General features: G+C 56.5%; 25 protein-coding genes. 11 read left to right on the top strand and 14 right to left on the bottom strand.

The annotated features are described in order from the left end of the window. Positions 1 to 71: 71 nt before the first annotated feature. Positions 72 to 488 (bottom strand): GNAT family N-acetyltransferase, encoded by a 417-nt coding sequence (locus APU02_RS10175; protein ID WP_060570013.1) that lies wholly within the window; start codon positions 486 to 488, stop codon positions 72 to 74. 127 nt (positions 489 to 615) lie between these two features. Here APU02_RS10175 and APU02_RS10170 point away from each other — a divergent pair, with 127 nt between their 5' ends. Then, on the top strand, positions 616 to 909 hold the full coding sequence (locus APU02_RS10170) for a YicS family protein (RefSeq protein WP_060569990.1): 294 nt from the start codon (positions 616 to 618) through the stop codon (positions 907 to 909). 35 nt (positions 910 to 944) lie between these two features. Here the strand turns inward: APU02_RS10170 and APU02_RS10165 are convergent, their stop codons facing one another. Next, entirely contained in the window at positions 945 to 1,901 is a 957-nt protein-coding gene (locus APU02_RS10165; protein ID WP_042287133.1) for a LacI family DNA-binding transcriptional regulator, read from the bottom strand. A 292-nt stretch (positions 1,902 to 2,193) separates the two neighbouring features. Here APU02_RS10165 and APU02_RS10160 point away from each other — a divergent pair, with 292 nt between their 5' ends. From APU02_RS10160 to APU02_RS10140, 5 genes are all read left to right on the top strand, one after another. Beyond that, the gene (locus APU02_RS10160; RefSeq protein WP_042287136.1) at positions 2,194 to 2,508 is read left to right on the top strand and encodes a PTS sugar transporter subunit IIB; all 315 of its coding nucleotides are present in this window, start codon (positions 2,194 to 2,196) and stop codon (positions 2,506 to 2,508) included. A gap of 11 nt (positions 2,509 to 2,519) precedes the next feature. After that, entirely contained in the window at positions 2,520 to 3,851 is a 1,332-nt protein-coding gene (locus APU02_RS10155) for a PTS sugar transporter subunit IIC (protein WP_060569989.1), read from the top strand. Positions 3,852 to 3,871: 20 nt separating this feature from the next. Next, positions 3,872 to 5,254 carry a glycoside hydrolase family 1 protein gene (locus tag APU02_RS10150; protein WP_060569988.1) on the top strand — a complete coding sequence of 461 codons (1,383 nt, stop codon included), beginning with the start codon at positions 3,872 to 3,874 and terminating at the stop codon, positions 5,252 to 5,254. A 12-nt stretch (positions 5,255 to 5,266) separates the two neighbouring features. Beyond that, complete coding sequence (locus tag APU02_RS10145; RefSeq protein WP_008786514.1) at positions 5,267 to 5,569, top strand: PTS lactose/cellobiose transporter subunit IIA; 303 nt, start codon at positions 5,267 to 5,269, stop codon at positions 5,567 to 5,569. A gap of 199 nt (positions 5,570 to 5,768) precedes the next feature. Beyond that, on the top strand, positions 5,769 to 7,148 hold the full coding sequence (locus APU02_RS10140; protein WP_060569987.1) for a carbohydrate porin: 1,380 nt from the start codon (positions 5,769 to 5,771) through the stop codon (positions 7,146 to 7,148). Positions 7,149 to 7,217: 69 nt separating this feature from the next. Here APU02_RS10140 and nepI read toward each other — a convergent pair whose 3' ends face one another. From nepI to APU02_RS10125, 3 genes are all read right to left on the bottom strand, one after another. After that, on the bottom strand, positions 7,218 to 8,417 hold the full coding sequence (gene nepI, locus APU02_RS10135; protein ID WP_060569986.1) for a purine ribonucleoside efflux pump NepI: 1,200 nt from the start codon (positions 8,415 to 8,417) through the stop codon (positions 7,218 to 7,220). Between the two features lie 64 nt (positions 8,418 to 8,481). Then, complete coding sequence (locus APU02_RS10130; protein ID WP_060569985.1) at positions 8,482 to 9,009, bottom strand: SRPBCC domain-containing protein; 528 nt, start codon at positions 9,007 to 9,009, stop codon at positions 8,482 to 8,484. Positions 9,010 to 9,106: 97 nt separating this feature from the next. Beyond that, positions 9,107 to 9,559: a DUF1198 domain-containing protein gene (locus APU02_RS10125; RefSeq protein WP_042287154.1), complete on the bottom strand. Its 453-nt coding sequence runs from the start codon at positions 9,557 to 9,559 to the stop codon at positions 9,107 to 9,109. Positions 9,560 to 9,658: 99 nt separating this feature from the next. Here APU02_RS10125 and APU02_RS10120 point away from each other — a divergent pair, with 99 nt between their 5' ends. Next, the gene (locus APU02_RS10120; protein ID WP_060569984.1) at positions 9,659 to 10,561 is read left to right on the top strand and encodes a LysR family transcriptional regulator; all 903 of its coding nucleotides are present in this window, start codon (positions 9,659 to 9,661) and stop codon (positions 10,559 to 10,561) included. Here the strand turns inward: APU02_RS10120 and APU02_RS10115 are convergent. The 8 genes from APU02_RS10115 to ivbL all read right to left on the bottom strand — a co-directional run bounded on the left by APU02_RS10115 (position 10,549) and on the right by ivbL (position 18,949). Then, the gene (locus tag APU02_RS10115) at positions 10,549 to 11,553 is read right to left on the bottom strand and encodes an alpha/beta hydrolase (RefSeq protein ID WP_082636812.1); all 1,005 of its coding nucleotides are present in this window, start codon (positions 11,551 to 11,553) and stop codon (positions 10,549 to 10,551) included. The genes APU02_RS10120 and APU02_RS10115 overlap by 13 nt on opposite strands. Before the next feature lie 162 nt (positions 11,554 to 11,715). Further along, positions 11,716 to 13,107, bottom strand: coding sequence for a hexose-6-phosphate:phosphate antiporter (gene uhpT, locus APU02_RS10110; RefSeq protein WP_060569983.1), 1,392 nt, complete (start codon positions 13,105 to 13,107; stop codon positions 11,716 to 11,718). A gap of 141 nt (positions 13,108 to 13,248) precedes the next feature. Continuing rightward, positions 13,249 to 14,577: an MFS transporter gene (locus tag APU02_RS10105; RefSeq protein ID WP_060569982.1), complete on the bottom strand. Its 1,329-nt coding sequence runs from the start codon at positions 14,575 to 14,577 to the stop codon at positions 13,249 to 13,251. Between the two features lie 9 nt (positions 14,578 to 14,586). Further along, positions 14,587 to 16,089 (bottom strand): signal transduction histidine-protein kinase/phosphatase UhpB, encoded by a 1,503-nt coding sequence (uhpB, locus tag APU02_RS10100; protein WP_060569981.1) that lies wholly within the window; start codon positions 16,087 to 16,089, stop codon positions 14,587 to 14,589. After that, complete coding sequence (uhpA, locus tag APU02_RS10095; RefSeq protein ID WP_042287167.1) at positions 16,086 to 16,679, bottom strand: transcriptional regulator UhpA; 594 nt, start codon at positions 16,677 to 16,679, stop codon at positions 16,086 to 16,088. The genes uhpB and uhpA overlap by 4 nt, the downstream gene beginning before the upstream one ends. A gap of 77 nt (positions 16,680 to 16,756) precedes the next feature. Next, positions 16,757 to 17,047, bottom strand: coding sequence for an acetolactate synthase small subunit (ilvN, locus tag APU02_RS10090; RefSeq protein WP_012908032.1), 291 nt, complete (start codon positions 17,045 to 17,047; stop codon positions 16,757 to 16,759). Positions 17,048 to 17,050: 3 nt separating this feature from the next. Beyond that, a complete protein-coding gene (ilvB, locus tag APU02_RS10085; RefSeq protein WP_060569980.1) occupies positions 17,051 to 18,745 on the bottom strand; it encodes an acetolactate synthase large subunit in 1,695 nt (564 codons plus the stop codon). A gap of 105 nt (positions 18,746 to 18,850) precedes the next feature. Further along, complete coding sequence (gene ivbL / locus APU02_RS10080; protein WP_042287173.1) at positions 18,851 to 18,949, bottom strand: ilvB operon leader peptide IvbL; 99 nt, start codon at positions 18,947 to 18,949, stop codon at positions 18,851 to 18,853. A 523-nt stretch (positions 18,950 to 19,472) separates the two neighbouring features. Between ivbL and tisB the strand changes: the two genes are divergently transcribed. The 3 genes from tisB (at position 19,473) to emrD (ending at position 21,936) form a co-directional block, all read left to right on the top strand. Further along, the gene (gene tisB / locus APU02_RS10075) at positions 19,473 to 19,562 is read left to right on the top strand and encodes a type I toxin-antitoxin system toxin TisB (protein ID WP_042287176.1); all 90 of its coding nucleotides are present in this window, start codon (positions 19,473 to 19,475) and stop codon (positions 19,560 to 19,562) included. Between the two features lie 124 nt (positions 19,563 to 19,686). Further along, positions 19,687 to 20,520 (top strand): DMT family transporter, encoded by an 834-nt coding sequence (locus tag APU02_RS10070; RefSeq protein ID WP_060569979.1) that lies wholly within the window; start codon positions 19,687 to 19,689, stop codon positions 20,518 to 20,520. 231 nt (positions 20,521 to 20,751) lie between these two features. Further along, a complete protein-coding gene (emrD, locus tag APU02_RS10065; protein WP_060569978.1) occupies positions 20,752 to 21,936 on the top strand; it encodes a multidrug efflux MFS transporter EmrD in 1,185 nt (394 codons plus the stop codon). 16 nt (positions 21,937 to 21,952) lie between these two features. On the opposite strand, the gene dsdC is transcribed toward emrD, so the two are convergent. Further along, entirely contained in the window at positions 21,953 to 22,882 is a 930-nt protein-coding gene (dsdC, locus tag APU02_RS10060) for a DNA-binding transcriptional regulator DsdC (protein WP_042287184.1), read from the bottom strand. A gap of 226 nt (positions 22,883 to 23,108) precedes the next feature. Here dsdC and dsdX point away from each other — a divergent pair, with 226 nt between their 5' ends. Beyond that, the gene (dsdX, locus tag APU02_RS10055) at positions 23,109 to 24,446 is read left to right on the top strand and encodes a D-serine transporter DsdX (protein ID WP_060569977.1); all 1,338 of its coding nucleotides are present in this window, start codon (positions 23,109 to 23,111) and stop codon (positions 24,444 to 24,446) included. Positions 24,447 to 24,458 lie beyond the last annotated feature (12 nt).

Below are 24,458 nucleotides of genomic sequence, written 5' to 3'. Positions count from 1 at the left end.
ATTGTTCAGAACATACACGATTCTGCTGCGTAAGAAAGTGAAAGACGTTCCAGAGGCTCACTCACCGGTCATCAAAATGTCTTCGTTAAATAATGTCTCGACGCGCCTTCTTCCGGGAAATTATCGAGAGTCATTTTTAGCTGATATCCGTTCTTCTGATAAAACGGCAGCGCCTGAAAACTCATGGTATCCACCAGCGCGTGACGGCAGCCTCGCTCCTGCGCTGCCTGTTCCGCTGCCTGCATCAGCTGTCTGCCGTAGCCGCCCCTGCGCAACGATTCATCCATCCACAGGTATTTTATACACAGCCACTCGCCTTTGATTTCGCCAATCAGCCCCCCTTTGATAATCTCGCGATCATTGCGCCAGTACACCGCCAGATTGCCAAAATAGGTCGTTTTCAGGAACTGAAGATTATAAGCGCGTAACCCGGTGAGCAGTGCGTTCTGATCGTCTTCGGTAACCGTCTCTGTAACCTGTATCTGCATATTATCCTCCTGAAACATACCGCTTCTGGCTTACTTTATTTTCAGCATTCACACGGAATGCCGAGTGAGCCGCCTACCGTCTACACTTATTCTTAACGAGATGCGCATCGACAAAAGGATTATTACCATGAAACTCGCCGTTATGACGATGGTTGCCGTACTTTTTACCCTATCGGGATTCGCCCGGGCCGACTCGCCTTATGGCGCGCTCCAGACAGTACACGAGAAAAATACCATTCTGAAGGATCTACGTAAGCTCTGCTCGCCGAAGGGATCGCCTTCTGACGACGCATGGGAAAAAACCATTATGTCTACAGAAGGGAATCAGTTGCATATTCGCGAAGCGATTGTGGCGATGGAGAGAAATAACCAGAACAACTATTGGGAAGCGTTAGGTAAGGTTGAATGCCCGGATATGTAAGCGTGAAGCCGCAGCCCCACGCCCGGTCATCATAATTATCGCTGGCGCACGTCCGGAATAATGAGGTCGCCGCGCAGGGTATACGATCCCAGCATATTCTGCGTTTTTTCATTGAGCCAACCGACAATACGCGCCGCCATGGCGTCCATAGAATATTCAATTGCCGGAATGGTGGGAATACCCGGCAGATGCAGCGATCCCGCCAGGCTGAAAACCATAATGTCTTCCGGAACGGACTTATTGAACGCCTGCAGTTGCGGAATAACCCGCTGCGCCTGCTGTTCGTCCGCCACCAACAGCGCGTTAAAGTTGAGCGTCGAGGCGTTATTCAGCAGCTCCTGCAGGGCCACGGAAGACGACGTCGCGTCCATAAAGACCAGGTTACGGTTAAACGGCAGGAAGTTTTTCTCCAGTGCAAGTTTATAGCCCAGTAAAACCTGATCGGAAAAACCCATCCCGTGAGGATGAATCAGCGCAATCTGTCGGCGATTCTGGCTGATGAGATAGTTACAGGCGGTTTCGGTCGCGAAAGCGTGATCGAACTGGATGCTGTTAACGTCGTCCCCCACTTCCAGACAGTCCACCAGAATGACGTTCTCCTGGTTAATGTTCAGTGGAAAACGCGCGCCAATGATCAGCACATCGTCACACAAACCGCAGCTCAGCTCGTCGAGTGCACTCAGCACTTCCGCTTTGGTATTGGCGAAGCGAAGCAGCAGATGTTTCTGGTGCTGGCTCAGATGCTTTTCCAGCGCATAAAGATAGCCCGTCGTCTGGTTGATGTTGTCCTGGGCGCATATCACGCCGATACAGCCCGTGGTCTGGCTTAGCAGCGACTGGGCAATCACATTCGGCCGGTAATTTAGTTCGTCCACCGCTTTCAGTACGGCAAGACGGCTGGCTTCCTTTACCCCACGCGATCCGCTCAACACGCGCGACACCGTGGCTTTCGACACGCCAGCCAAACGCGATACATCGTTGATAGTAGACATCATTCTCCCCTGACAGAGCCCGCCTGGCTCCTCAAATCCTGAAGTTAACATTGGCTCACTTTATCGCCAAAGGCAGTATAGCTGTTTCCGTTTTTCATGGAAACCGATTTTCCATTTTCACTCAAAAAGACATTTTTGCAGCCAAAATCGTGAGCTGAATCCAAATAATTAGCCTTATAAGAATAAGTTCTTGATGAGTGTCACAGTTCTGTTTGCCTCAAATGGAAACCGGTTTCCGTATGATATCAAATCAGACTCGCAATAAGTTTTTACATTTTGAGGATGGTTAACAATGTTCAGGATTATGTTGTGTTGTTCCGCAGGGATGTCTACCAGTCTGCTGGTTCGTAAAATGGTCGAAGCAGCGGAAGAACGGAAACTACCGGTACAAATTGACGCCTATGGCGTTTCCGAATTTGACATTCAGTTTCCAAATTACCAGGTGGTGCTGCTCGGCCCCCAGGTAAAGTACATGCTTAACACGCTCTCTGAGAAGGCTGCCACCCAGGGTATACCCGTACAAGCAATCGATATGCTGGATTACGGAATGCAACGCGGTGACAAGGTGCTGGACTATGCTCTGTCGCTGATTGAAGCGACACACTAGAAGGTGTCATTATGAGTTCGTTATATCAGTCAATGGTTGCTGTCATAGAACAATCCATCACTCCTCTTGCCGGGAAACTGGGCCAGCAAAAGTATGTGATTGCGATTCGTGACGGTTTTACCGCGGCGCTGCCGTTTATGATCATCGGCTCGTTTATGCTGGTGTTTATCTTCCCGCCGTTTTCTGCCGAAACCACCAACAGCTTTGCCCGTGGCTGGCTTGATTTCTCCGCCACGTATCGTGAACAGTTGATGCTGCCGTTTAACCTCAGCATGGGCGTTATGACGTTCTTTATCTCCGTCGGCATCGGCGCAAGCCTGGGCCGTCAGTTTAACCTCGATCCGATCATGTCCGGCCTGCTGGCGTTTATGGCGTTTTTGCTGGTCGCCGCCCCGTATGCCGACGGTAACATTTCCACTCAATACCTTTCCGGTCAGGGGATCTTCACCGCGTTAATCACCGCCATTTATTCTACCCGCGTCTACGCCTGGCTAAAGCAGCACAACGTGACGATCCGCCTGCCAAAAGAAGTGCCAACCGGTGTCGCCCGTTCGTTTGAAATCCTGATTCCGGTTCTGGTAGTGATCGCCACCCTGCATCCGCTGAATCTGTTTATTGAAGCGCAGACCGGGATGATTATTCCGCAGGCGATTATGCATTTGCTGGAGCCGCTGGTGTCGGCATCGGATTCGCTGCCCGCGATTTTACTTTCTGTCCTGCTGTGTCAGATTTTCTGGTTCGCCGGGATCCACGGCGCGCTGATTGTCACTGGCATCATGAACCCGTTCTGGATGGCTAACCTCTCTGCCAATCAGGCCGCATTGGCGGCTGGCGCCGCGCTGCCGCACGTTTATTTGCAAGGGTTCTGGGACCATTACCTGCTGATTGGCGGCGTAGGGTCTACCTTACCGCTGGCCTTCCTGCTACTGCGCAGCCGCGTCACGCACCTGCGAACTATCGGCAAAATGGGAATTGTGCCTAGTTTCTTCAACATCAATGAGCCTATTCTGTTCGGCGCGCCGATCATCATGAACCCGATGCTGTTTATTCCGTTTGTTTTTGTGCCGATGATCAACGCCGTACTGGCTTACACCGCGACCCGTCTGGGCTGGCTGGAACAGGTGGTTTCTTTGACGCCGTGGACCACGCCCGCGCCGATCGGCGCCTCCTGGGCGGCGAACTGGGCCTTTAGCCCGGTGGTAATGTGTCTCATCTGTATGGTGATGTCGGCGCTGATATACCTGCCGTTCCTGCGCGCCTACGAACGTTCGCTGATGAAAACAGAAGAACAAAAAGCGCAGGATGCCGTCTCCGTGGCGAATGCAGCCCGTAGCAACTCATAATGAATCAAGGAGTCAGAACAATGAGATACCGTTTTCCTGAAAACTTCTGGTGGGGCAGCGCCTGCTCAGCGCTGCAAACCGAAGGGGATAGCCTGAACGGCGGCAAAAGCCAGACCACATGGGATGCGTGGTTCGATCGCCAGCCTGGCCGTTTCCATCAGGGGGTTGGCCCGACGAACACCTCGACCTTTTATCAGCGCTGGAAAGAGGATATCGCACTGCTTAAGCAGTTAAACCATAACAGCTTTCGCACTTCGATCAGCTGGACACGTCTTATCCCGGACGGCACTGGCGAGGTGAATCCCGAGGCGGTGGCCTTCTATAACAATGTTATCGACGCGCTGCTGGCGCAGGGCATCACGCCGTTTATCACCCTGTTCCACTTCGATATGCCGATGGTGATGCAGGAAAAAGGCGGCTGGGAAAACCGCGATGTGGTGGACGCGTTTGGCCGCTACGCGCAAACGTGTTTCGACCTGTTCGGCAACCGGGTGAAGCACTGGTTCACCTTCAACGAGCCGATTGTACCGGTTGAAGGCGGCTATCTGTATGACTTCCATTACCCGAACGTGGTGGATTTCAGACGCGCAGCTACCGTGGCGTATCACACCGTGCTGGCACATTCTACGGCGGTGCGAGCGTATCGCGCCGGAAATTATGACGGTGAGATCGGCGTCGTCCTCAACCTGACGCCCTCTTATCCGCGCTCGCAAAACCCGGCGGATGTGAAGGCCGCGCACCATGCGGACCTGCTGTTTAACCGTAGCTTCCTCGACCCGGTGCTGAAAGGGGAATATCCGGCGGACCTGGTGACGCTGCTGAAAGAGTACGACCAGCTTCCGGCCTGCCAGCCCGGCGACGCGCAGCTGATCGCCGACGGCAAAATCGATCTGCTGGGGATCAACTACTATCAGCCGCGCCGGGTGAAGTGCCGGGACAGCGCCGTCAATCCGGACGCACCGTTTATGCCGGAGTGGTTATTTGATTATTACGAAATGCCGGGGCGTAAAATGAATCCGTATCGCGGCTGGGAAATTTATGAGCCGGGTATTTACGATATTATTACCAACCTGCGGGATAATTACGGCAATCCGCGCTGTTTTATTTCCGAAAACGGCATGGGTGTGGAAAACGAACAGCGCTTTATTCAGGACGGGAAAATTAACGACAGCTACCGTATTGAGTTTGTCACAGAACATCTTAAATGGCTGCATAAAGGAATAAGCGAAGGCTGCAATTGCCTTGGCTACCATATGTGGACCTTTATTGACAACTGGTCATGGCTCAATGGTTATAAAAACCGCTACGGCTTTGTGCAGTTAGATTTAGACACGCAACAGCGTACGGTGAAAAAGAGCGGCGAGTGGTTTGCGAAAACTGCCGCCAGTAATGGATTCGATTAATACGAGAACATCATGATTGCATTAGAAGAAGCGGTAATGGAAATCATCGTCAATGCCGGACAGTCACGCAGCCTCTGCTTTGAGGCGCTGCACGCCGCGCGTGCTGGCAACATTGACGAAGCGAAAAGCCTGCTTCGTGAGGCTGACGGCTATGCGCGTCAGGCTCACCACATGCAAACCAAATTGATCGAACAGGATGCCGGGGAAGCCCGGCAACCGATGACATTAATTATGGTGCATGCGCAGGATCATTTAATGACGTCGCTGCTAGCCCGCGAGCTATCAGAGGAAATTATTCATCTCTATCAACGCTAAATTCATTTAAATAATACACGGAGACGACACCACGATTAAATAAACGTTTTCTGTACCCTTTATATAAAAAACAGATCAACTTGTTTTGGTGATAGCAATTAAACCGAGACGGGATGGTTATTATCTTAAAATAAATTAATGGTCACATCTGTTCAGAATGCGAAAGCAGTCTGAAGGATAAAGTGCCGATGAGATAACCATGAACATGATAAAAAAACTTCCAGTAACGCTGGCGGTCATGGCCGCGCTGTGTCCCATATCTGCGCTCGCACAGGAATTTACTCAGGAACAGATCGACGCTATCGTCGCTAAAGCCGTGGATAAAGCGCTGGCGGAGCGGCAGGCGAAAATGGACGCCGCGATAGCGCAGAAAGCCGATGTCATTAACGAACCGCAAAGCGCCGCCCAGTCTCCGGATATGGCCATCCCCTTTGGCGTGAAATTTAGCGGCTACGCGCGCTACGGGGCGCACTTCCAGAGCGGCGATCAGAAATATGTCGGCGTCGACGGTTCCTATAACGGCGCGTCGGCGATTGGTCGTCTGGGTAATGAAAGCAACGGCGGGGAATTCCAACTGTCGAAAGCCTTCAAAAGCGATAACGGCGCCATCTGGGATATTAACGTAATGATCGACCACTGGGGCGATGAGGTAAACCTCAAAAAAGCCTACGCGGGCGTGACGAACGTGCTGGCCTCTAACCCGAACGTTTACATTTGGGCGGGCCGCGACTTCCACCAGCGTCCACAACAGGGTATCAACGACTATTTCTGGATGAACCACGACGGTCAGGGCGCCGGGGTGAAAAACGTCGACATTGGCGGCGTCCAGTTTGACGTGGCGACCGTGGCCGCGGTGGAGTCGTGCAGCCCGGAAGTCATGGAAGACGAAGCGAACCCGTCGCGCATTACCTGTACCGGCGGCTCCGGCACTGGCGATAAGGGCAATTATGCAGTGACCTCGAAAATTCACGGCATGAAGCTCGGCCCGCTGGATCTGGAAATCTACGCCAACTACGGCTTTGACTCGAAAGCCGTCGACAGCGAAGAGCGCCTGAAAGCCTGGCAAGGCGCGTTTGTGGTCAGCCATACTAACGACAGCGGCGTGAACAAAGTGATCGCCCGCTATTCCGACAACTCAGATAACAGCGTTTACAACAAAACCGACGATCTGACCACCGTTTACGCCAGCTTCGAAGGTAGCCACAAATTCACGCAGCAGGCGCAGGTGGAGTATCTGCTGGCGTTCCATGACTACGACAACAGTTCCGATCAGAGTGAAAACCGTAAGAACTATGGCGCGATCGTGCGTCCAATGTACTTCTGGAACGACGTCCACTCTACCTGGCTGGAGGCGGGTTATCAGCGTGTCGATTATGACACCGGCGGCGATAACTCAGGCTGGAAGCTGACTCTGTCACAGAACATGTCGATCGCGATGGGGCCGGAGTTCCGTCCGATGCTGCGCTTCTATGTGACGGGCGGCAAGGTGGAAAACGACCGCACCGCGCGAGTGAACGGTACGGATGACGAAACCCTGGATGATTTCAACATTGGCGCGATGTGGGAAGCGTGGTTCTGACGGCAGTATGTGGATGTAGCTGGCCTACCTGCAGGTAGGCCAGCTCTTTTCAGAAAACGGCTCAGGCGATCATTGCATATCCTTTATGCGCACTTTCGCTGCCACCAGAAGCGCCGTCAGCAGCATCAGGCTGCCGGAAAGCATCAGGGGCGACAGCAGGCCGAGGTTATCGAGTGCATAACCTCCCACCGCAGCCCCGCAGGTATTGGCAAGCTGGATCACGGCGACCTGAACGGATCCAGCCTTTTCTGCCTGATCGGCAAGCGAACGGGTGATCCATGTCGACCAGCCCACCGGCACCAGCGCAAACGCCAGTCCCCAGATAACCGCAATGACTGCCGCCACCGTCTTATCGCCCCCCCACAGGGTCAGCACCAGCGCGCTCACCGCCAGTACCAGCGGCGCACCGGCCAGCGCCAGTTTCACCGAGCGTTTGAGGATAACGGACGAGAGCGAAGTACCGACAAAGCTGGCAATCCCGAAGCTCAGCAAGACCAGCGTCAGGCCATCGACATCAAATCCCGCCAGATTCATATACACCGGGCGAATATAGGTGAAGAACGCGAACTGTCCGGCAAAGGACATAAAAATGGCGATCATCCCGGCCATCACCCCTGGGCGATTGAGCAAGCTGAACATATTCTGCTTCTGATGTGACGGCTCGCCGGGCAGCGATGGCAGCGATTTTACAATCCAGACGATGCACAGGAGGCCCATCACTGCCGCAGCGTTAAAGACGTTGCGCCAACCGATAATCCCACCCAAAAAGCTGCCCAACGGAGCGGCGATCACCAGCGCGATGGAGACCGCGCCAAAAATTACCGACAGCGCCTTCGGCACCGTTCTCGGCGGCACCAACCGCATCGTCAACGACGCCGACATCGCCCAGAATCCACCGAGCGCCAGCCCAAGGCAGGCACGCCCCACCAGCAGCAGCGTAAAGGAATGCGCAAAAGAGACCAGCAGGCAGGAGAGCGTCAACAGCACAGAAAACAGGATCACCACGTAACGGCGATCGGTGGCCTGAATGATCTGGGTGATAAACAGGCTGGCGAACATCGCGACAAACGCCGTCACCGTCACCGACTGCCCGGCTACGCCTTCGGTGATGCCCAGATCCTGCGCCATCGGCGTCAGCAGGCTAACCGGCAGAAACTCAACGGTAATCAGGCAGGCTACACAAAACGCCACGGCAAAGACCGCAGACCAGTTTGGGCGCGAAACCGCTTTGGCCTGCGGTGGAATTGTGGGCTGGATATGTTCTGTCATGGCATCACCTGAGATAAAAACGTGCGGAAAAGTCGCGCAGTTTATCATCAAAAGTGTGACGGATTTAACGTTTAGACAACTTTTCTTGCATCGCCGCCTTTGCCAGCCCGACGATCCATTCCTGGTGCCCGTTAATCATCGGATTCGGCACGGTGCGAGCAAGTTCCTGGGCAGGAACGCCTTTTTGCGACTCCTGAGTCAGAATACGGACGCGGTTTCCCGGCAAGTCTTCAAACAGCCAGGCGTGGATCACATCCAGACGCGCCTTCTCATCCCCTTCCACCCAGCCGTGCCATGCGATCCGGGCGGCTTCACCGTCCACGGGTGGAACATACTCCGTGACCTGCGCCTCAACCGGGAAGCCAAAGGTCGTGAAGCGAAAGCGAGCGTTGGCGCTCAGTTCCGGACCGCTGCCGTCGTGAAAACGGATATCTTCGGCGTTGCTGTAGTAGTTCGGCCACAGGGTTGTGTCGTTAAGCTGCGCCCAAATCTCTTTTGCGCTCAGCCCGGCGACGATGATTTCGTTGGATGCAAAGTTATCGGTGGTGCCTGGCAGGTAGTCGTTCGGCCAGATAATGGCGGATTGTTTCATGGTTCACCTCATCAGCGAGTGGATGAGGTGATGGTGCGCCTGTGGCAGATATAAATCTAATGACGATGCTTTATACTCTTCATCACGTTTCGTGATATCAGTGAAGATAAAACACGCCCTCTTCCGGGAGGAAAAGCTGGTTATAGCGCAGCTGGAAGGCGTTAAGCTCCTGCGGATCGGGTTCTATCTCGCGCATGAAGCCGAGCGCGAGGCGGATTTGCGCATCGGTGATCGGCGCGGCCAGACGGGCTTTACGCAGCATGCGGTGCCAGGAATGCAGATTCTCTTCGCTACCGTCGACGATGCAGACCTGCCAGATCAGCAGCACCTGGGCGGCATTTTGCAGGTGCGCCTCGTCGGGGCGCTCGAGGTAGTGGATAAACTCATTGCCCGGCGTTTTGCCGAACTGGTCAATCATCGACTCGACCGGCATCGGGGTGACTCCCAGACGCTCGCTTAAACGTTTGATGGCGCGGCGGGAATCGGAAGTCAGGACGCGAAACCCAACCACAAACACCACGGCAAGCGTTGCCAGCATTATCCAGACCATGCGTTCTCCTTAGACTAGCCGCCCATCATAGCGGGAAACGCAATGCGTCGACAGCGGGCAGCGCCATAATAGTGAACGGAAAAGAGGTGGAAAATCGCCATGAAAGCGGATCTGCGCACGCTGGATCTTAACCTGCTGAAAACGCTCGACGCTCTGCTGGACGAGCGCAACGTCACCCGCGCGGCGGCGCGTCTTGCTCTGACCCAACCTGCGGTCAGCGGCATGCTCAACCGCCTGCGGGACTACTTCGACGATCCGCTCTTTATCCGCGCCCCGCACGGCATGGTGCCAACCACGCGCGCGGAAGCGCTGGCCGCTCCGGTGAAGCGCATTCTCGCGGATATCGACGTACTGCTTCAGCCCGTTGCCTTTGACCCTAATACCGCTCGCCTCACCTTCACTCTTGCCGCTACGGATTACGCCCTGCGCGCGGTTGTTGTGCCGTTTATCGCCGCCCTTAAGGCACAGGCGCCTGGCATCCGCGTGCGCGTGGTGCCCGTTACCCCCGGCAGCCTTGTCAGCCAGCTTGAGCAGGGCGATATTGACGTAGCGCTTATCACCCCCCACACCACGCCCGAGGAGCTTCACAGCCGTGCGCTTTATGATGAACGGTACGTATGCATGATGCGCGCCGATCATCCAAACGCCGGAGAGCCAATGACGGTAGACCGATTTTGCGCCCTTGAGCATGTGCTGGTCTCTTACGAGGGAGACGGCTTTCGCGGGGTAACCGATAGCGCGCTGGAGAAAATTGGCCGGACGCGGCACGTGGGACTCTCGGTAAGCCACTTTTTAGTCCTGCCGGACGTGCTGGCCTTCAGCGATATGATTGCCGTCGTGCCGTCACGCATCGCGGAAAATCAGACGGGGATGTTCGTCTGCGAGACGCCAGTTCCCGTGCCTGGCTTTACCAAAAGCATGGCCTGGCACGGCAGAACGCACCGCAATCCCGCGCAGGCGTGGCTGCGCGGGCTGTTACTGCAAACCAGTCAGCGAGCCTGAAGCCCCTTAAGCAGCGCCTCGTGGAAGCGCGCGGGGTCCTGCATCTGCGGCGCATGGCCCATGTCGTTAAATTCCACCAGCGTCGCGTGCGGGATGCGCTTCGCCGTCTCCTTTCCCAGCACCGCATAGTTGCCGAGCGTTTTGCGGATCTCCGGCGGGGCGAGGTCTTTCCCGATGGCGGTGTTGTCCCTGGTGCCGATCATCAATAATACCGGCATGTTGAGTTCGCTAAATTCGTAGATCACCGGCTGGGTGTAGATCATGTCGTAGAGCAGCGCCGAGTTCCAGGCCACACGTTCTTTGCCCGGCCCGTTGTTCAGCCCGGCGAGCATGGTCACCCAACGCTCGTACTCCGGCTTCCACTCTCCGGCATAGTAGGTATTTTTCTCGTACTGACGAATGCCGTCGGCGCTGACCTTCAGCTCGCGCTGGTACCACTGGTCGACCGTAATGTGCGGCACGCCGCGCGCTTTCCAGTCCTCCAGGCCTATCGGGTTGACCATCACCAGCTGCTCCACCTGCTGCGGCCACATCAGCGCGTAGCGGGTCGCCAGCATGCCGCCGGTGGAATGCCCGATCACCGTCGCCCGTTCAACGCCCAGCTTCTCCAGTAGCGCATGGGTGTTATCCGCCAGCTGCTGGAAGGTGTACTGATAGCTCTCCGGCTTGGTGGATTTACAGAAGCCGACCTGGTCAGGTGCCACCACGCGATACCCGCTGGCTGAGAGCGCGCGGATCGTGCCATCCCACGTTCCGGCACAGAAGTTTTTGCCGTGCATCAGCACCACGGTACGGCCGTTGGGTTTTTCCGGCTTCACGTCCAGATAAGCCATATCCAGGGACTGATTCTGCGAGGTAAAGGTAAAGTGCTGAACCGGCCAGCCGTAGTCGAAACCTTCCAGCTTCTCGCCGTATGTGGGGGCATCCGCAGCCATTGCGGGAGTTGCCAGCGCCATCAACAGCGCCAGACAGGATAATCGTCGGGACATCATGCAAGCTCTCCAGGAAATAAAAGTCAAAGGCTGCGCGAAAGGCGGCAGCAAAATAACACTGTAGAGCATCAGACGGAGCGGGTGTGTAAAGCGGGGTAAAGAGTGAAGTTCAGAACAAAAAAGCCCGGCATCACACACCGGGCAAAGAAGTTACCTGCACACTCAGGCTACTTTTAATTTCTGGGCACGGTTCTCGCGGCGGATCTTACGTTCTTCCAGCACCGCCACCATCGCCATCAGGACGATACAGCCAATCGCTGCCGCATCCAGCGCCGCGAAGGTGCCCGCCCAGCCGGTGAGGCCGAAAATCGGCGTGCCGTCGGCGATCATCCCCAGGCCCAGCTTGGCGAAGCTGTCGCCGATCAGGTAGGCGAAGGTGCCTTTGATCCCATCGGCGGCGCCGATCGCTTTTTTCGGTACGAAGCCAACCGCCGCCACGCCGATCAGCAGCTGCGGGCCAAAGACGAGGAAGCCGAGCGCAAACAGGGACGCCAGGTAGACATACTGGTTGCTGGCGTGCTGGTATACGCCGAGCGTGGCGATAATCAGCGCCAGCGCGATACACGCCACCAGCGCGCGACGGCCGTTGGCGAGATCGGAGAGCCAGCCCCACAGCAGCGTGCCGACCAGCGCGCCCACTTCGAACAGGGTAAAGCCCTGAATCGCCACCTCTTTCGAGAGCTTCAGCTCCTGGAAAGCATACACGGTTGACCACTGGTCGATGCCGATGCGCACGACGTACAGGAAGATATTCGAGAAGCACAGCAGCCAGATCACTTTGTTTTTCAGCACGTATTCAACAAAGATCTGCCATTTGGACATCTCGTTCTCTTCGGTCTCTTTGTCCTCTTCGCTGATCTCCTCGCCGAACAGCTCTTCGGCTTTGCCGAGACCGTAAGATTCCGGGGAGTCGCTGCCGAAGCGCAGGCCGATAAAGCCGACAATCAGGGCGATAACCGACGGAAAGATAAACATACCGATCACGTGGCCGTCGAACAGGACGTTCGCGCCGAACAGCGCCACGCCAGCCGCGCCCGCGCCGCCGAGGTTATGAGAGATGTTCCAGAAGCCAAGGAAGGTGCCGCGCTTGCGCCGCGGGGTCCATTTGGTAATGGTGGAGTAGCTGCACGACCCGCCGGTACTCTGGAAGAAACCGCTCAGGGCGTAGAAGGCGATCATCAGGAACAGGCTGACAGAGCCTGCGCCCATGCTGGCGCTGAAGCCGAGCATACAGATCGCCGAGAGGATCAGCATAAACGGCAGGAACTGCTTGGTATTCTTACCGTCAGCATAATAAGAAACCAGCGTTTTCCCCACCCCATAGGTGATGGAGAAGCCAAGGCCAATCATCCCCAGTTGCGTCATGCTCAGCCCGTAGGTCGAGATCATGTCGTTCTGGGCGATGTTAAAGTTTTTGCGGATCAGGTACATGGTCAGGTAGCCGATAAAGACCACCAGATAAGACTGCATGAACGGTTTGAACCACATCTTACGCCGCACATCGAGCGGCAGATCCAGGGTCGGCTTGCGCACCTGATTCAGAAAGGCCAGCATAGATCTCTCCCGAGCTAATTTTTTACCTGCGAATGGCAGGCATTGTAAAAATCAGCCGGGAATTGAGCCTGAGACAGCGTCCAGGTAAAACCGGGAAAATGTCTTAGTTTTGTCCCGTTTGCGGTGAAAAGGTGAGGTACATCACGCTTCGCTGACCATGCGCGGCGCCTGTGCGTTTAAAAATGGCAGCAGCAAGAGTGCAGAAATGCCTGATGCCACGCTAATCACCACAAAGAATCCCGTCCAGTGCCAGATCTCCAGCACCTGCGCCAGCGGCCAGCCGGAGAGCGACGCCCCCAGGTAGGCGAACAGGCCGACAAAGCCTGTCGCCGCCCCTGCCGCCTCTTTGTGCGAACACTCCGCCGCCGCCATGCCGATCAGCATCTGCGGGCCGAACACGAAGAAGCCGGTGGTGAAGAAGCACGCCGCCTGCATCACGTAGCTGGCGAACGGCATCAGCCACAGCGAGCCGACGGAAAGCAGGATCCCGGCAGCAAAAATGAGGTTCATCGGGCCGCGGTTGCCGTTGAACAGTTTGTCCGAGCCCCAGCCCGCCACCAGCGCGCCGATAAATCCGCCCAGCTCGAACATGGTCACCGCCGAGTTGGCGGTCACCAGATCCACATCCAGCGTCTCAGACATATACAGGTTGCCCCAGTCGTTGATGGCCGCGCGCACCACGTACACCAGCACATAACAGAGCGACAGCAGCCAGATGTACGGGTTAAGCAGCACGTATTTGGTGAGGATCGCTTTACGGTTAAGGCCTGCGCCCTCCTGTTGCTGGGCAATCTCCAGCGCATCGTGCCGCCAGTCGCCCACGGGCGGTAGACCCACGGCCTGGGGGCGGTCGCGCAGCCGCCAGCACAGCACAATGCCGACGGCAATCGCCAACGTTCCGGCAATCATCATCCCCGCCCGCCAACCGTAGTGCAGCGCGGTAGCGGCCATCACGATGGGGATCAGCGCGCCGCCGACGTTGTGTGCGGTATTCCAGATAGCCCACCAGCCGCCGCGCTCGTTGCGCGAGTACCAGGCGGTGAGCAAACGCGCGCACACCGGCGCGCCCCATCCCTGGAAAAAGGCGTTCAGCGCCCACAGTAGCGCAAACGCCCACAGCGAGGAGGAAAAGCCGAAAAGAATATTCACCACGCCAGTGGCAATAAGTCCTGCCCCCATAAAGTATCTCGCGTTCGAGTGGTCGCTGACGACACCCGACACAAACTTCGACAGACCGTAGGTGATATAAAACAGCGTCGCCAGCAGACCGATATCGCTGCGGGTCAGCACGCCGCTGGCGAGGATCTCCGGCACGGCGGCATTGAAGCTCTTACGGGTAAAATAAAACAGCGCATAGCCAAGCCAGATGGTTAACAGAATATGCCGTCGCCAGTAGCGGTAGCGGGCATCAATTTCCTGTTTATCGGTCATCAACGGCGCGCTGGCCGGGGCCTTTAAAAACTGAAACATCGCCGCTCCTTAGGCATAACGCTGCGGCAACGAAACGCTGACGCGCGTGCCGTGAGTACAGGAAATAGAGAGCGAACCGCCGAGCGCCGTCACGCGTTCCCGCATACCAGTCAGGCCAAATCCCTGCTGACCGGAGCCCGGCGGCAGGCCGCAGCCGTCATCTTCAATCACCAGCATCAGGCGCTCGTCCTGCTGCCAGCCCTGTATCGTGACCGCGCTGGCGCTGGCATGTTTGACGATATTGTTCAGCCCTTCCTGACAGACGCGGAACAGCGTCACCCGCTGGCTTTCGCTGAGCGCAGACTCGTCTATCCGCCAGTCGAGATGGCTGATGATGCCGCGGCTTTCCAGCTCCATTTCACGCATCAAAGAACGTATGGCCTGTTCAAGCGTAAGATCGTCCAACTGACGCGGGCGCAGGCGCCCCAGCAGACAACGTACCGAATCGTACACGCCGAGCGACAGCTGTTCGATCAACTGCCCGCTCTGCTTCGCGCCGCCGTTATCTCCCGCCAGTCGCTGAACGATACCGGCCTGGGTGCGGATGGCGGTAACGGTCTGACCGATGTCATCATGCAGCTCGCGCGCCACCTCCCGGCGGACGCTCTCTTCAGTTTCCAGCAGCCGTTCCGCCAGACGGTGGTTGCGCGCCAGTTCGTTTTGCAGCGACTGGTTCAGCTCGCGCAAGCGTTGGATCCCTGCGCCAAGCAGCAGTCCGGTGAGGCTTTGCGCCAGCAGTGAAAGCAGTAAATCCACCGGATGATCGTGCCAGGTCTGGCTGGCGATCAGCGCGATGGCGTTCATCAGCGTCGCAATCAGCGCTCCCTGCCAGCCGTAGTGCCAGGCGAGCGCGATGATCGGCAGCGCCAGACAAAACGGCGTGAAGCGCGATAATTCAGCGGGCAGACCAAGCTGTAGCCACAGGCTGACCACAAACAGCAGCAGATACCAGATGAGATGCCGGGCGCGCCAGTTTACCGGCTGCGAAACCAGCGCCGGACCAAGCGGCAGCCAGATGGCGCTGGTGAGATAATGCCAGAACACCAGACAGATGGGGGCCAGCGTTAAGCCGCCGGTGAGCGTCAGCAGCAGGGCGTTCCACGCCTGCTCTCCCTGCCCAAGCCAGGGCAAGGACTGCAACAGCGCCGCTGCGGTGAGAGCGGCCCCCTGTAGCAACAATGTGCGCCAGTCGCGCTGGTGACGGTAACGGGAGATCAGCGCCACCGGTATCAGCGTTAGCGCACTGCCGATCATCAATAATATCGGGTGCGCCAGCGCCACTTCCTGCGCCAGCCAGAGAACCAGCAGCCACTCTGCGCCCAGCAGCACCGGCCAGTAGCCGCGCGGGCATTGCAACATCAACCCCAGGCGCAGGCCGAAGGGGAACAGCAGCACCGCCAGCTCAGGGCGCTCTACCAGATGCAGGCTGATGCTCCACAAGCAAAACCAGGCGGCGGAGAAGATAAAAAAGCAGGCAATTACAGTGATAAATCGGGAAAGAAGCGTGTTCATTGCCAGCCGTCAAACATTCTGCGCGCCAGCTCAACGTCATTGTTGACGCCCAGTTTTTCCATCAGATTCGCGCGATGCACGTGCACCGTTTTAGGCGAGAGGCCCAGCTCGGCGGCAATCTCTTTGACCGCCATCCCTTGCGCCAGTTTTTCCGCCACCTGACGCTCGCGTTTTGTCAGCGGATCCTGCCTGCCCGCAGCCAGCTTGATGGCGATATCCGGGGTCAGATAGCAGCCGCCGGTCGCAACCGTATGCACAGCGGCAATCAGCTCGTCCGGGCTGCAACGTTTGGAAAGAAACCCCCGTGCGCCGGCGTTTAGCGCCTGCTCCACCAGCGCCGGGCTGTCATGTACCGAAAGCATGATGGTCGCCATGCCTTTTGGCAGTTGACTCAGCAACGCCAGCCCGGAAACGTCGGGCATTGAGATGTCGCAGATACACACCTGCACGCCGCGCCCCGGCAGGCCAGCAAGCGCCTCACGCCCGGAACCAAACTCAGCCACCACCTGAAAATCAGGCTCAAGGTTCAGAAGCTGGGCGAATCCAGAGCGGACGATAAGATGGTCGTCGATAAGGGCGATGGTGGTCATAGCGCGTTCCTGGCGGGCGGATAAAAAAACGCGCTTACCTTAACGATAAGCGCGCGGGTGTTCAAGCAATGAGCGATTTATTCGAAGAATACCGCAATTTTGTTAAACATGGTGGGATCGGACTGGTTGCGCACCACTTTCGCCACATCTTCTAGCTTGTCGATCTGGGCGATCATCTGCTCAAGACGTTGATCATCGTTCACCAGTAGCCAGATGCGGCTTTGATCGCTGCCCTGAATCGGCAGGCAGAGGATCCCTTCCACGTTAAACGCGCGACGGGCGAACAACCCACAGACGTGCGTCATGACGCCGGGATGGTTACGGACGGTGAGTTCCAGAATAACGTTTTCATGTGATTGTTTCTGCATGGCTTATTCCCCCACCATCTCAGTATTGGCCGCGCCCGGCGGTACCATCGGATACACTTTTTCTTCTGCATCAATACGCACGTGGATCAGCGCCGGACCCGGACGGCTGATAATCGCCTGCAGCGCCGCCTGCGGGTCGGCTTCGTTATTTAAATCGCAGGTTTCCAGACCAAACCCGGCGGCAATCTGCATAAAGTTAATCATTCCCGGATAAGTGGCGGCAAACACACCCTGCTTGTAAAACAGGCTCTGCTGCTGATGCACCAGCCCCAGCGCTTCGTTATTCATCAGGATGATTTTCACATCCAGTTGGTTTTCGCTGGCGGTCGCCATCTCCTGAATGTTCATCATCAGGCTACCGTCGCCGGAGAAGCACAGCACTTTTTTGTCCGGGTTCGCCAGCGCCGCGCCAATCGCCGCGGGCAGGCCAAAGCCCATGGTGCCCAGACCGCCGGAGGTCAGCCACTGGCGCGGACGGTTCAGCGGATAGGCCTGCGCCGCCCACATCTGGTGCTGCCCCACGTCGGTGGTAATAATCGCGTTGTCATCCACGCAGGCGGCTACGGCGTTAATCAACCCGTAGTGGCTGAGCGGATCGCTTTCCTGCGGAATGGTACACGGGAACTCGCGCTGCAGATCGCGCACCAACTGATGCCACTCCGTGCGCGGCTGCGCCTCAATCTGCGGAATTAACTGTGTCAGCACCTCGTCCACGTCCGCCTGAATAGCCACGTGCGGCTGCTTGATTTTGCCCAGCTCGGCGCGGTCGATATCCACGTGAATAATTCTGGCGTTCGGGCAGAACTGTTCGGTTTTGCCAATCGCCCGGTCATCAAAACGCGCGCCCAGCACCACCAGCAGATCGGCCTCCTGCAGGATGTAGTTGGTACTGCGCGCGCCGTGCATCCCCAGCATACCCAGCGACAACGGATGCGCCTTCGGCAACATGCCCAGCGCCATCAGCGTCATGGTGGTCGGCAACTGCGCTTTTTCCGCCAGTTGGCGTACCCGCTCAGGGGCGTTAATCACGCCGCCGCCGAGATACAGCACCGGACGCTTCGCCGCGTTAATCATTGCCGCCGCGTCGCGCACGCTCTGCTCGCTAAAGGCTGGCGCCGCCATTTTCTCCGCCGGAACCGGCATCGCGTCGATCTCAAAAACTGCGGTCTGGACGTCCTTAGGTATGTCTATCCACACCGGGCCAGGACGACCTGACTGAGCAAGGCGAAAGGCGTCGCTCATCACCTGCGGTAATTCATCGATATGTCTGACCAGATAGTTGTGTTTTGTGATGGGGATAGAAATGCCGTAGGTGTCGACTTCCTGGAAGGCGTCGGTGCCAATCATCGACGCCGGAACCTGGCCGGTGATGCAAACCAGCGGGATAGAGTCCAGACGCGCATCGGCGATAGCGGTCACCAGGTTGGTTGCGCCAGGCCCGCTACAGGCCATACAAACGGCGGGTTTGCCGTCGGTGCGCGCCATGCCCTGGGCGATAAAACCGGCTCCCTGCTCATGACGCGCCAGAATATGACGAATTTGCGTGCTCTGGCTTAAGGCGTCGTAGACGGGGAGTATCGACCCGCCTGGAATACCGGTGACAATCTGAATACCCTGTCGCTCCAGAAAATGAACGATAAATTCCGCGCCGGTAAAGCGCTTACGCGTGGATGTTGCTGTTGTGCCCGAACTTGCCATGCTCCAGTCCTTTTTTCTTGGCCGGGGCGCCGGGCAGGTCTCTAAACGAAAAACCCCGCCCGGTTTGCGCCGGCGGGGTTTTGGAATCGTGTGTTGTTCCGGACCCTACGGCGCATTGCCGACGACCACCACCACACGCACGACGACCGCTGCGCGAGATGGCGCAGTGTTTAGTAGGGTCGCAGTCAGCATGAAAGGGGTCATTAGGGGCCTTGTCTGTTTATTCATTAACTGGATTTATACAAGCACAGCTTTTTAAGCGAGACAATGGAAAAAATTTCATCTGCTTGAAAATGCGTCAACGATCACGTTTCAGGAAAAAAACGCTAAAAACAAAAAACCCCGCCGGAGCGAGGTTTTTTCAGCGTAATGCGGTTGGTGACCGCAAAGCACACTGTGTTATGTCAACAGCAAAAGTATACGCGTTCTGTGAGGAACACGCAATTTCGGCGCGAATTTTGACGTTTTTGAGTATGGATCAGAAGATTAAATCTGTCCATAAATTACTGTTCATCCATACAGTATTTATCTATAATAACTCAGTACACAGTGTGTCAGGTGGGGCCGCATCGTTAACCGGCGCAATGAAGTCCTGGCTGAAACGGGTGGTGCCGTCAGCGCCTTAACCCCCCCAGAGAGCACACTGTGTTATGTCAACGAAGGTGCTGGCAACAGGCGGCGGAAAGGCACGTCAGCACCGTGCTCCTTTTACCATAAGGAGACGCGTATGAGCCTCGTGGATATCACCATTCTTATCCTGAAACTCATTGTTGCAGTTATGCAACTGCTTGATGCCGTTCTGAAATATTACAAGTAATTCAGATTCAAGTCGCACCAAAGGGGAGCGGGCAACCGCTCCCCTTTCACATGGCGCTTCCCCAGATGCGTGCGTCCGCTGGTTATGTTACGTTTTTATGACACTCCCTGACGATGCCTGAGCCATGACCCTTTCCGTTTTCTGTATTTTGCTGTTCGCCGCACTGCTGCATGCCAGCTGGAACGCCATCGTGAAAGCCGGAAACGATAAGCTGTATGCCGCTATCAGCGTCAGCGGATCGGCCGCCATTATGGCGTTAATCTTCCTGCCTTTCGCGCCGCAGCCCTCAAGCGCCAGCATCCCGTTTTTAGCCGCTTCAACCGCCCTGCAGGTCATTTACACCGTGCTGGTCGCGCGGACGTATCAGGTTTCGGACATGAGCCAAACCTACCCGCTGATGCGCGGCACTGCGCCGTTACTGGTCGCGGTTATCAGCGTGTTGTTTCTGGGGGACAGTCTGTCGTCACTGGCGTGGACGGGTATTGCGGTGATCTGCCTGGCAATCCTCGGCATGGCTTTTAACGGTCGCGCCAGCTCGCAGCAGGGCATTGTGCTCGCACTGATTAACGCCTGTTTCATTGCCGGATACACGCTGGTAGACGGTACCGGCGTCAGGCTGTCGGAAACCGCGCTGGGCTATACGCTGTGGACCTTTTTCCTCAACGGTTCGTGTCTGCTCGGCTGGGCAATGCTTGCCCGGCGTCGCGAAGCGTCGCGCTATCTGGCACAGCACTGGAAAAAAGGGATTTTTGGCGGTATCGGCACCATGGGCTCCTATGGCCTGGCGCTGTGGGCAATGACCCAGGCGCCGCTGGCGGTGGTCGCCGCGCTGCGGGAAACCTCCATTCTGTTTGGCGCGCTGATCGCCTGGCTTCTGCTGAAAGAGCGAGTCGCCGGACTGCGGCTGGTAGCCGCCGGAGGCATTGCCGCCGGGGCGATTTTACTGCGTCTGTCGTGAAGTGTGACAGTCGCGTGGCGGCGCTTACGCCTTATCCGACAGCGATGTAACCTGATTCATTCCGGCAACATTTATTGCCGCTATTTGTTTACATTTCCTGCCGTTCAGCTGTTTTTCATTCCTGCCTGCTCACTGGCCTTCTGCGTTTTGTGTGGTAGATTTCACTCGCATTTATGGGAATGCACAGCACCTTATTCTTATTTTTTCTCTTTTTGAAAAGTAATCAGCGAAATGAAAAGGCAGAGAAGCGTCAATTTGTTGTTGATGTTGGTACTACTTGTGGCGGTAGGTCAGATGGCGCAAACCATTTATATCCCCGCCATCGCCGATATGGCGCGGGATCTGAACGTCCGGGAAGGGGCCGTTCAGAGCGTAATGGCGGCCTATCTTCTGACTTACGGTGTGTCGCAACTGATCTATGGTCCCCTGTCTGACCGTGTGGGCCGTCGCCCGGTGATCCTCGTCGGGATGTCCATTTTTATGCTCGCCACCCTTGTTGCCATTACCACCCATAGCCTGACGGTACTCATTGCCGCCAGCGCGCTACAGGGGATGGGTACCGGCGTCGGCGGCGTGATGGCGCGTACCCTGCCGCGTGACCTGTACGAAGGCACGCAACTGCGCCACGCCAACAGTCTGCTGAATATGGGGATTCTGGTCAGCCCGCTGCTGGCTCCCCTGCTCGGCGGCCTGCTGGATACAATGTGGAACTGGCGCGCCTGTTACGTTTTCCTGCTGGTGCTTTGCGCGGGCGTCACCTTCAGCATGGCGCGCTGGATGCCGGAAACGCGCCCGGTGGATGCGCCACGCACGCGACTTATCGTCAGCTATAAAACCCTGTTCGGCAACGGCGCATTTAACTGTTATCTGCTGATGCTGATTGGCGGTCTGGCCGGGATTGCGGTATTTGAAGCCTGTTCCGGCGTGCTGATGGGCGCCGTACTCGGCCTGAACAGCATGGTGGTCAGCATTCTGTTTATCCTGCCGATTCCGGCGGCGTTTTTCGGCGCGTGGTTTGCCGGTCGGCCGAATAAGCGCTTTTCCACACTGATGTGGCAGTCAGTGATTAGCTGTCTGATGGCGGGACTGATGATGTGGGTCCCCGGCTGGTTCGGCGTGATGAATGTCTGGACGCTGTTGATCCCCGCTGCGCTGTTTTTCTTTGGCGCAGGAATGCTGTTCCCGCTGGCGACCAGCGGCGCAATGGAGCCGTTTCCGTTTCTCGCCGGGACGGCGGGCGCACTGGTCGGCGGCCTGCAAAATATCGGCTCCGGCGTGCTGGCCTGGCTTTCGGCGATGCTGCCGCAAACCGGCCAAGGCAGTCTCGGTCTGTTAATGTCTTTGATGGGACTGCTGATTTTACTTTGCTGGTTGCCGCTGGCGTCCCGCCTGTCGCATCAGGGACAGGCCATTTAACCCTGGCAGGCCGGGTTTAGCGTCCGGCCTGTTCGTGTAACCAGCCGATAAACGCCTCGATTTTCGGCCACTGCCTGCCGGGCAGCGTTGTCATGTAATAATGTTGATGACAGGTTAAGGCCATTTCACCGAATGGGGCGACCAGCTCACCACTCTCCAGACGTTTCTGCACCAACCGCTTACGCCCCATCGCCACGCCAATATGATTCATTGCGGCAATCACCGCTAAATCCGAACGATCGAAGCCAATCCCTGACGATTGCGGCAAATTCACCTCAAAATGCTGCGCCCAGCTGTACCACTCGTCGGTTCCCGAATCGTTGCTCCACGCCTGACGATCGTGCAGCAGCGTACAGTGACGCAGATTTGCCAGCCGTCCCTCCAACGCGAAACGGCGCGCATAGTCCGGGCTGCAGACCGGCAGAATGGCCTCATCCATTAAAAAATGGTGCGCCAACTGTGCAGACGGTGCGTCGTCGAAGTAGATCGCCAGGTCAACCCCGGCCCGCTGTAAATTGACGTTGTCGTTTCCGGTCAGGATTGTCAGGGAAATGGAGGGATAACGTCGGGTAAAGTCGCCCAGCGCGGGTACCAGCCAGCATTGCGCAATGGATGGTCGCGAATAGACGGTAAGGGTCCCGGACAGTTCCTGATTCTTAATATCGAGTATTTCCTGGTTCAGCGTATCCAGTGATGACTTCAGCGCCCAGAATACCCGCTTGCCTTCATGGGTCAGCTCAACCTTACGGTGCGACCGCACGAACAGCTGAATCCCCAGTTCCTCTTCCAGTTGGTTAATGCGATGGCTGATGGCGCTCGGCGTGAGCGAGAGTTCGTCGGCCGCCAGGGCAAACGACTGATGCCGGGCCGCCACTTCGAAAGTGTAGAGTTTAGAGAGCTGCCAGCCGTTCAGTAGCTGGTTGCGTACGTCGCGAACAGGTTCCATCGATGCCTCAGTAAAAACAATCCCTGACAAAGTGTAAAAAATCGCGCGCAAAAATTCAGCACTAAGATGAACTACAGTGAATCAGATCGCAATTACGCCTCTTTTTTCGACATATATCACCTGTTTGGTTCAATCTGGTTCATGTGAAAGCGTATTTATATCGTTTGTCAGCGCGTGCTGTTTTTTCGTCCAATGGAAGCAGGTAAATCACAGGGCAAGGTGAGATATGCACTCTCAAATCTGGGTTGTGAGCACGCTGCTGGTAAGCATCGTGTTAATTGTATTGACCATCGTGAAATTCAAATTCCACCCGTTTCTGGCGCTGTTGCTCGCCAGCTTCTTCGTGGGAACCATGATGGGCATGGGACCGCTGGACATGGTCAATGCCGTTGAAAGCGGGATCGGCGGTACGCTGGGCTTCCTCGCCGCAGTTATCGGGCTTGGCACCATTCTTGGCAAAATGATGGAAGTTTCCGGCGCGGCGGAACGCATCGGGTTGACGCTCCAGCGTTGCCGCTGGCTCTCCGCCGACGTCATTATGGTGCTGGTGGGGCTGATCTGCGGGATCACCCTGTTTGTGGAAGTGGGCGTGGTACTGCTCATTCCGCTGGCGTTCTCTATTGCGAGGAAAACCAATACCTCGCTGCTTAAGCTCGCCATTCCGCTTTGTACCGCGCTGATGGCCGTCCACTGCGTGGTGCCGCCGCACCCGGCCGCCCTGTTTGTGGCGAATAAACTGGGCGCGGATATCGGTTCAGTGATCGTTTACGGCCTGCTGGTAGGATTGATGGCGTCGCTGGTTGGCGGGCCGCTGTTCCTGAAGTTTCTCGGCAACCGCCTGCCGTTTAAGGCAGTACCGGCCGAGTTTTCCGACCTTAAGGTGCGCGAAGAAAGTACGCTGCCGTCTTTAGGCGCAACGCTGTTTACCGTGTTGCTGCCCATTGGCCTGATGCTGCTGAAAACCGTCGCAGAGTTAAACATGGCAAAAGGCAGCACGTTGTATACGCTGCTGGAGTTTATCGGCAACCCAATTACCGCCATGTTCATCGCCGTCTTTGTGGCTTATTACATTCTTGGCCTGCGCCAGCAGATGAGCATGGGCACGATGTTGACCCACACCGAAAACGGCTTCGGTTCGATTGCCAATATCCTGCTGATTATCGGTGCTGGCGGCGCGTTTAACGCGATCCTTAAAAGTAGCGGACTGGCGGATACGCTGGCGGTGATCCTCTCGAACATGGATATGCATCCGATCCTGCTGGCCTGGCTGGTGGCGTTGATTCTTCATGCCGCGGTCGGTTCCGCCACCGTCGCGATGATGGGGGCAACGGCGATTGTCGCCCCGATGCTGCCGCTCTATCCCAACGTAAGTCCTGAGATCATCGCCATTGCCATCGGTTCCGGCGCCATTGGCTGCACGATCGTGACCGATTCCCTCTTCTGGCTGGTGAAGCAGTATTGTGGCGCAACGCTGAATGAAACGTTCAAATATTATACGACCGCGACATTTATCGCCTCGGTCATTGCGCTGGCCTGCACATTCCTGCTTTCCTTTATCATCTGAATGCAAAGAGAC

This window comes from Citrobacter sp. 50677481, assembly GCF_001463265.1.
GTDB lineage: Bacteria > Pseudomonadota > Gammaproteobacteria > Enterobacterales > Enterobacteriaceae > Citrobacter_A > Citrobacter_A sedlakii.
The sequence above is the reverse complement of the archived record's forward strand: the minus strand, read 5'-3'. Positions and strand labels throughout refer to the sequence as shown.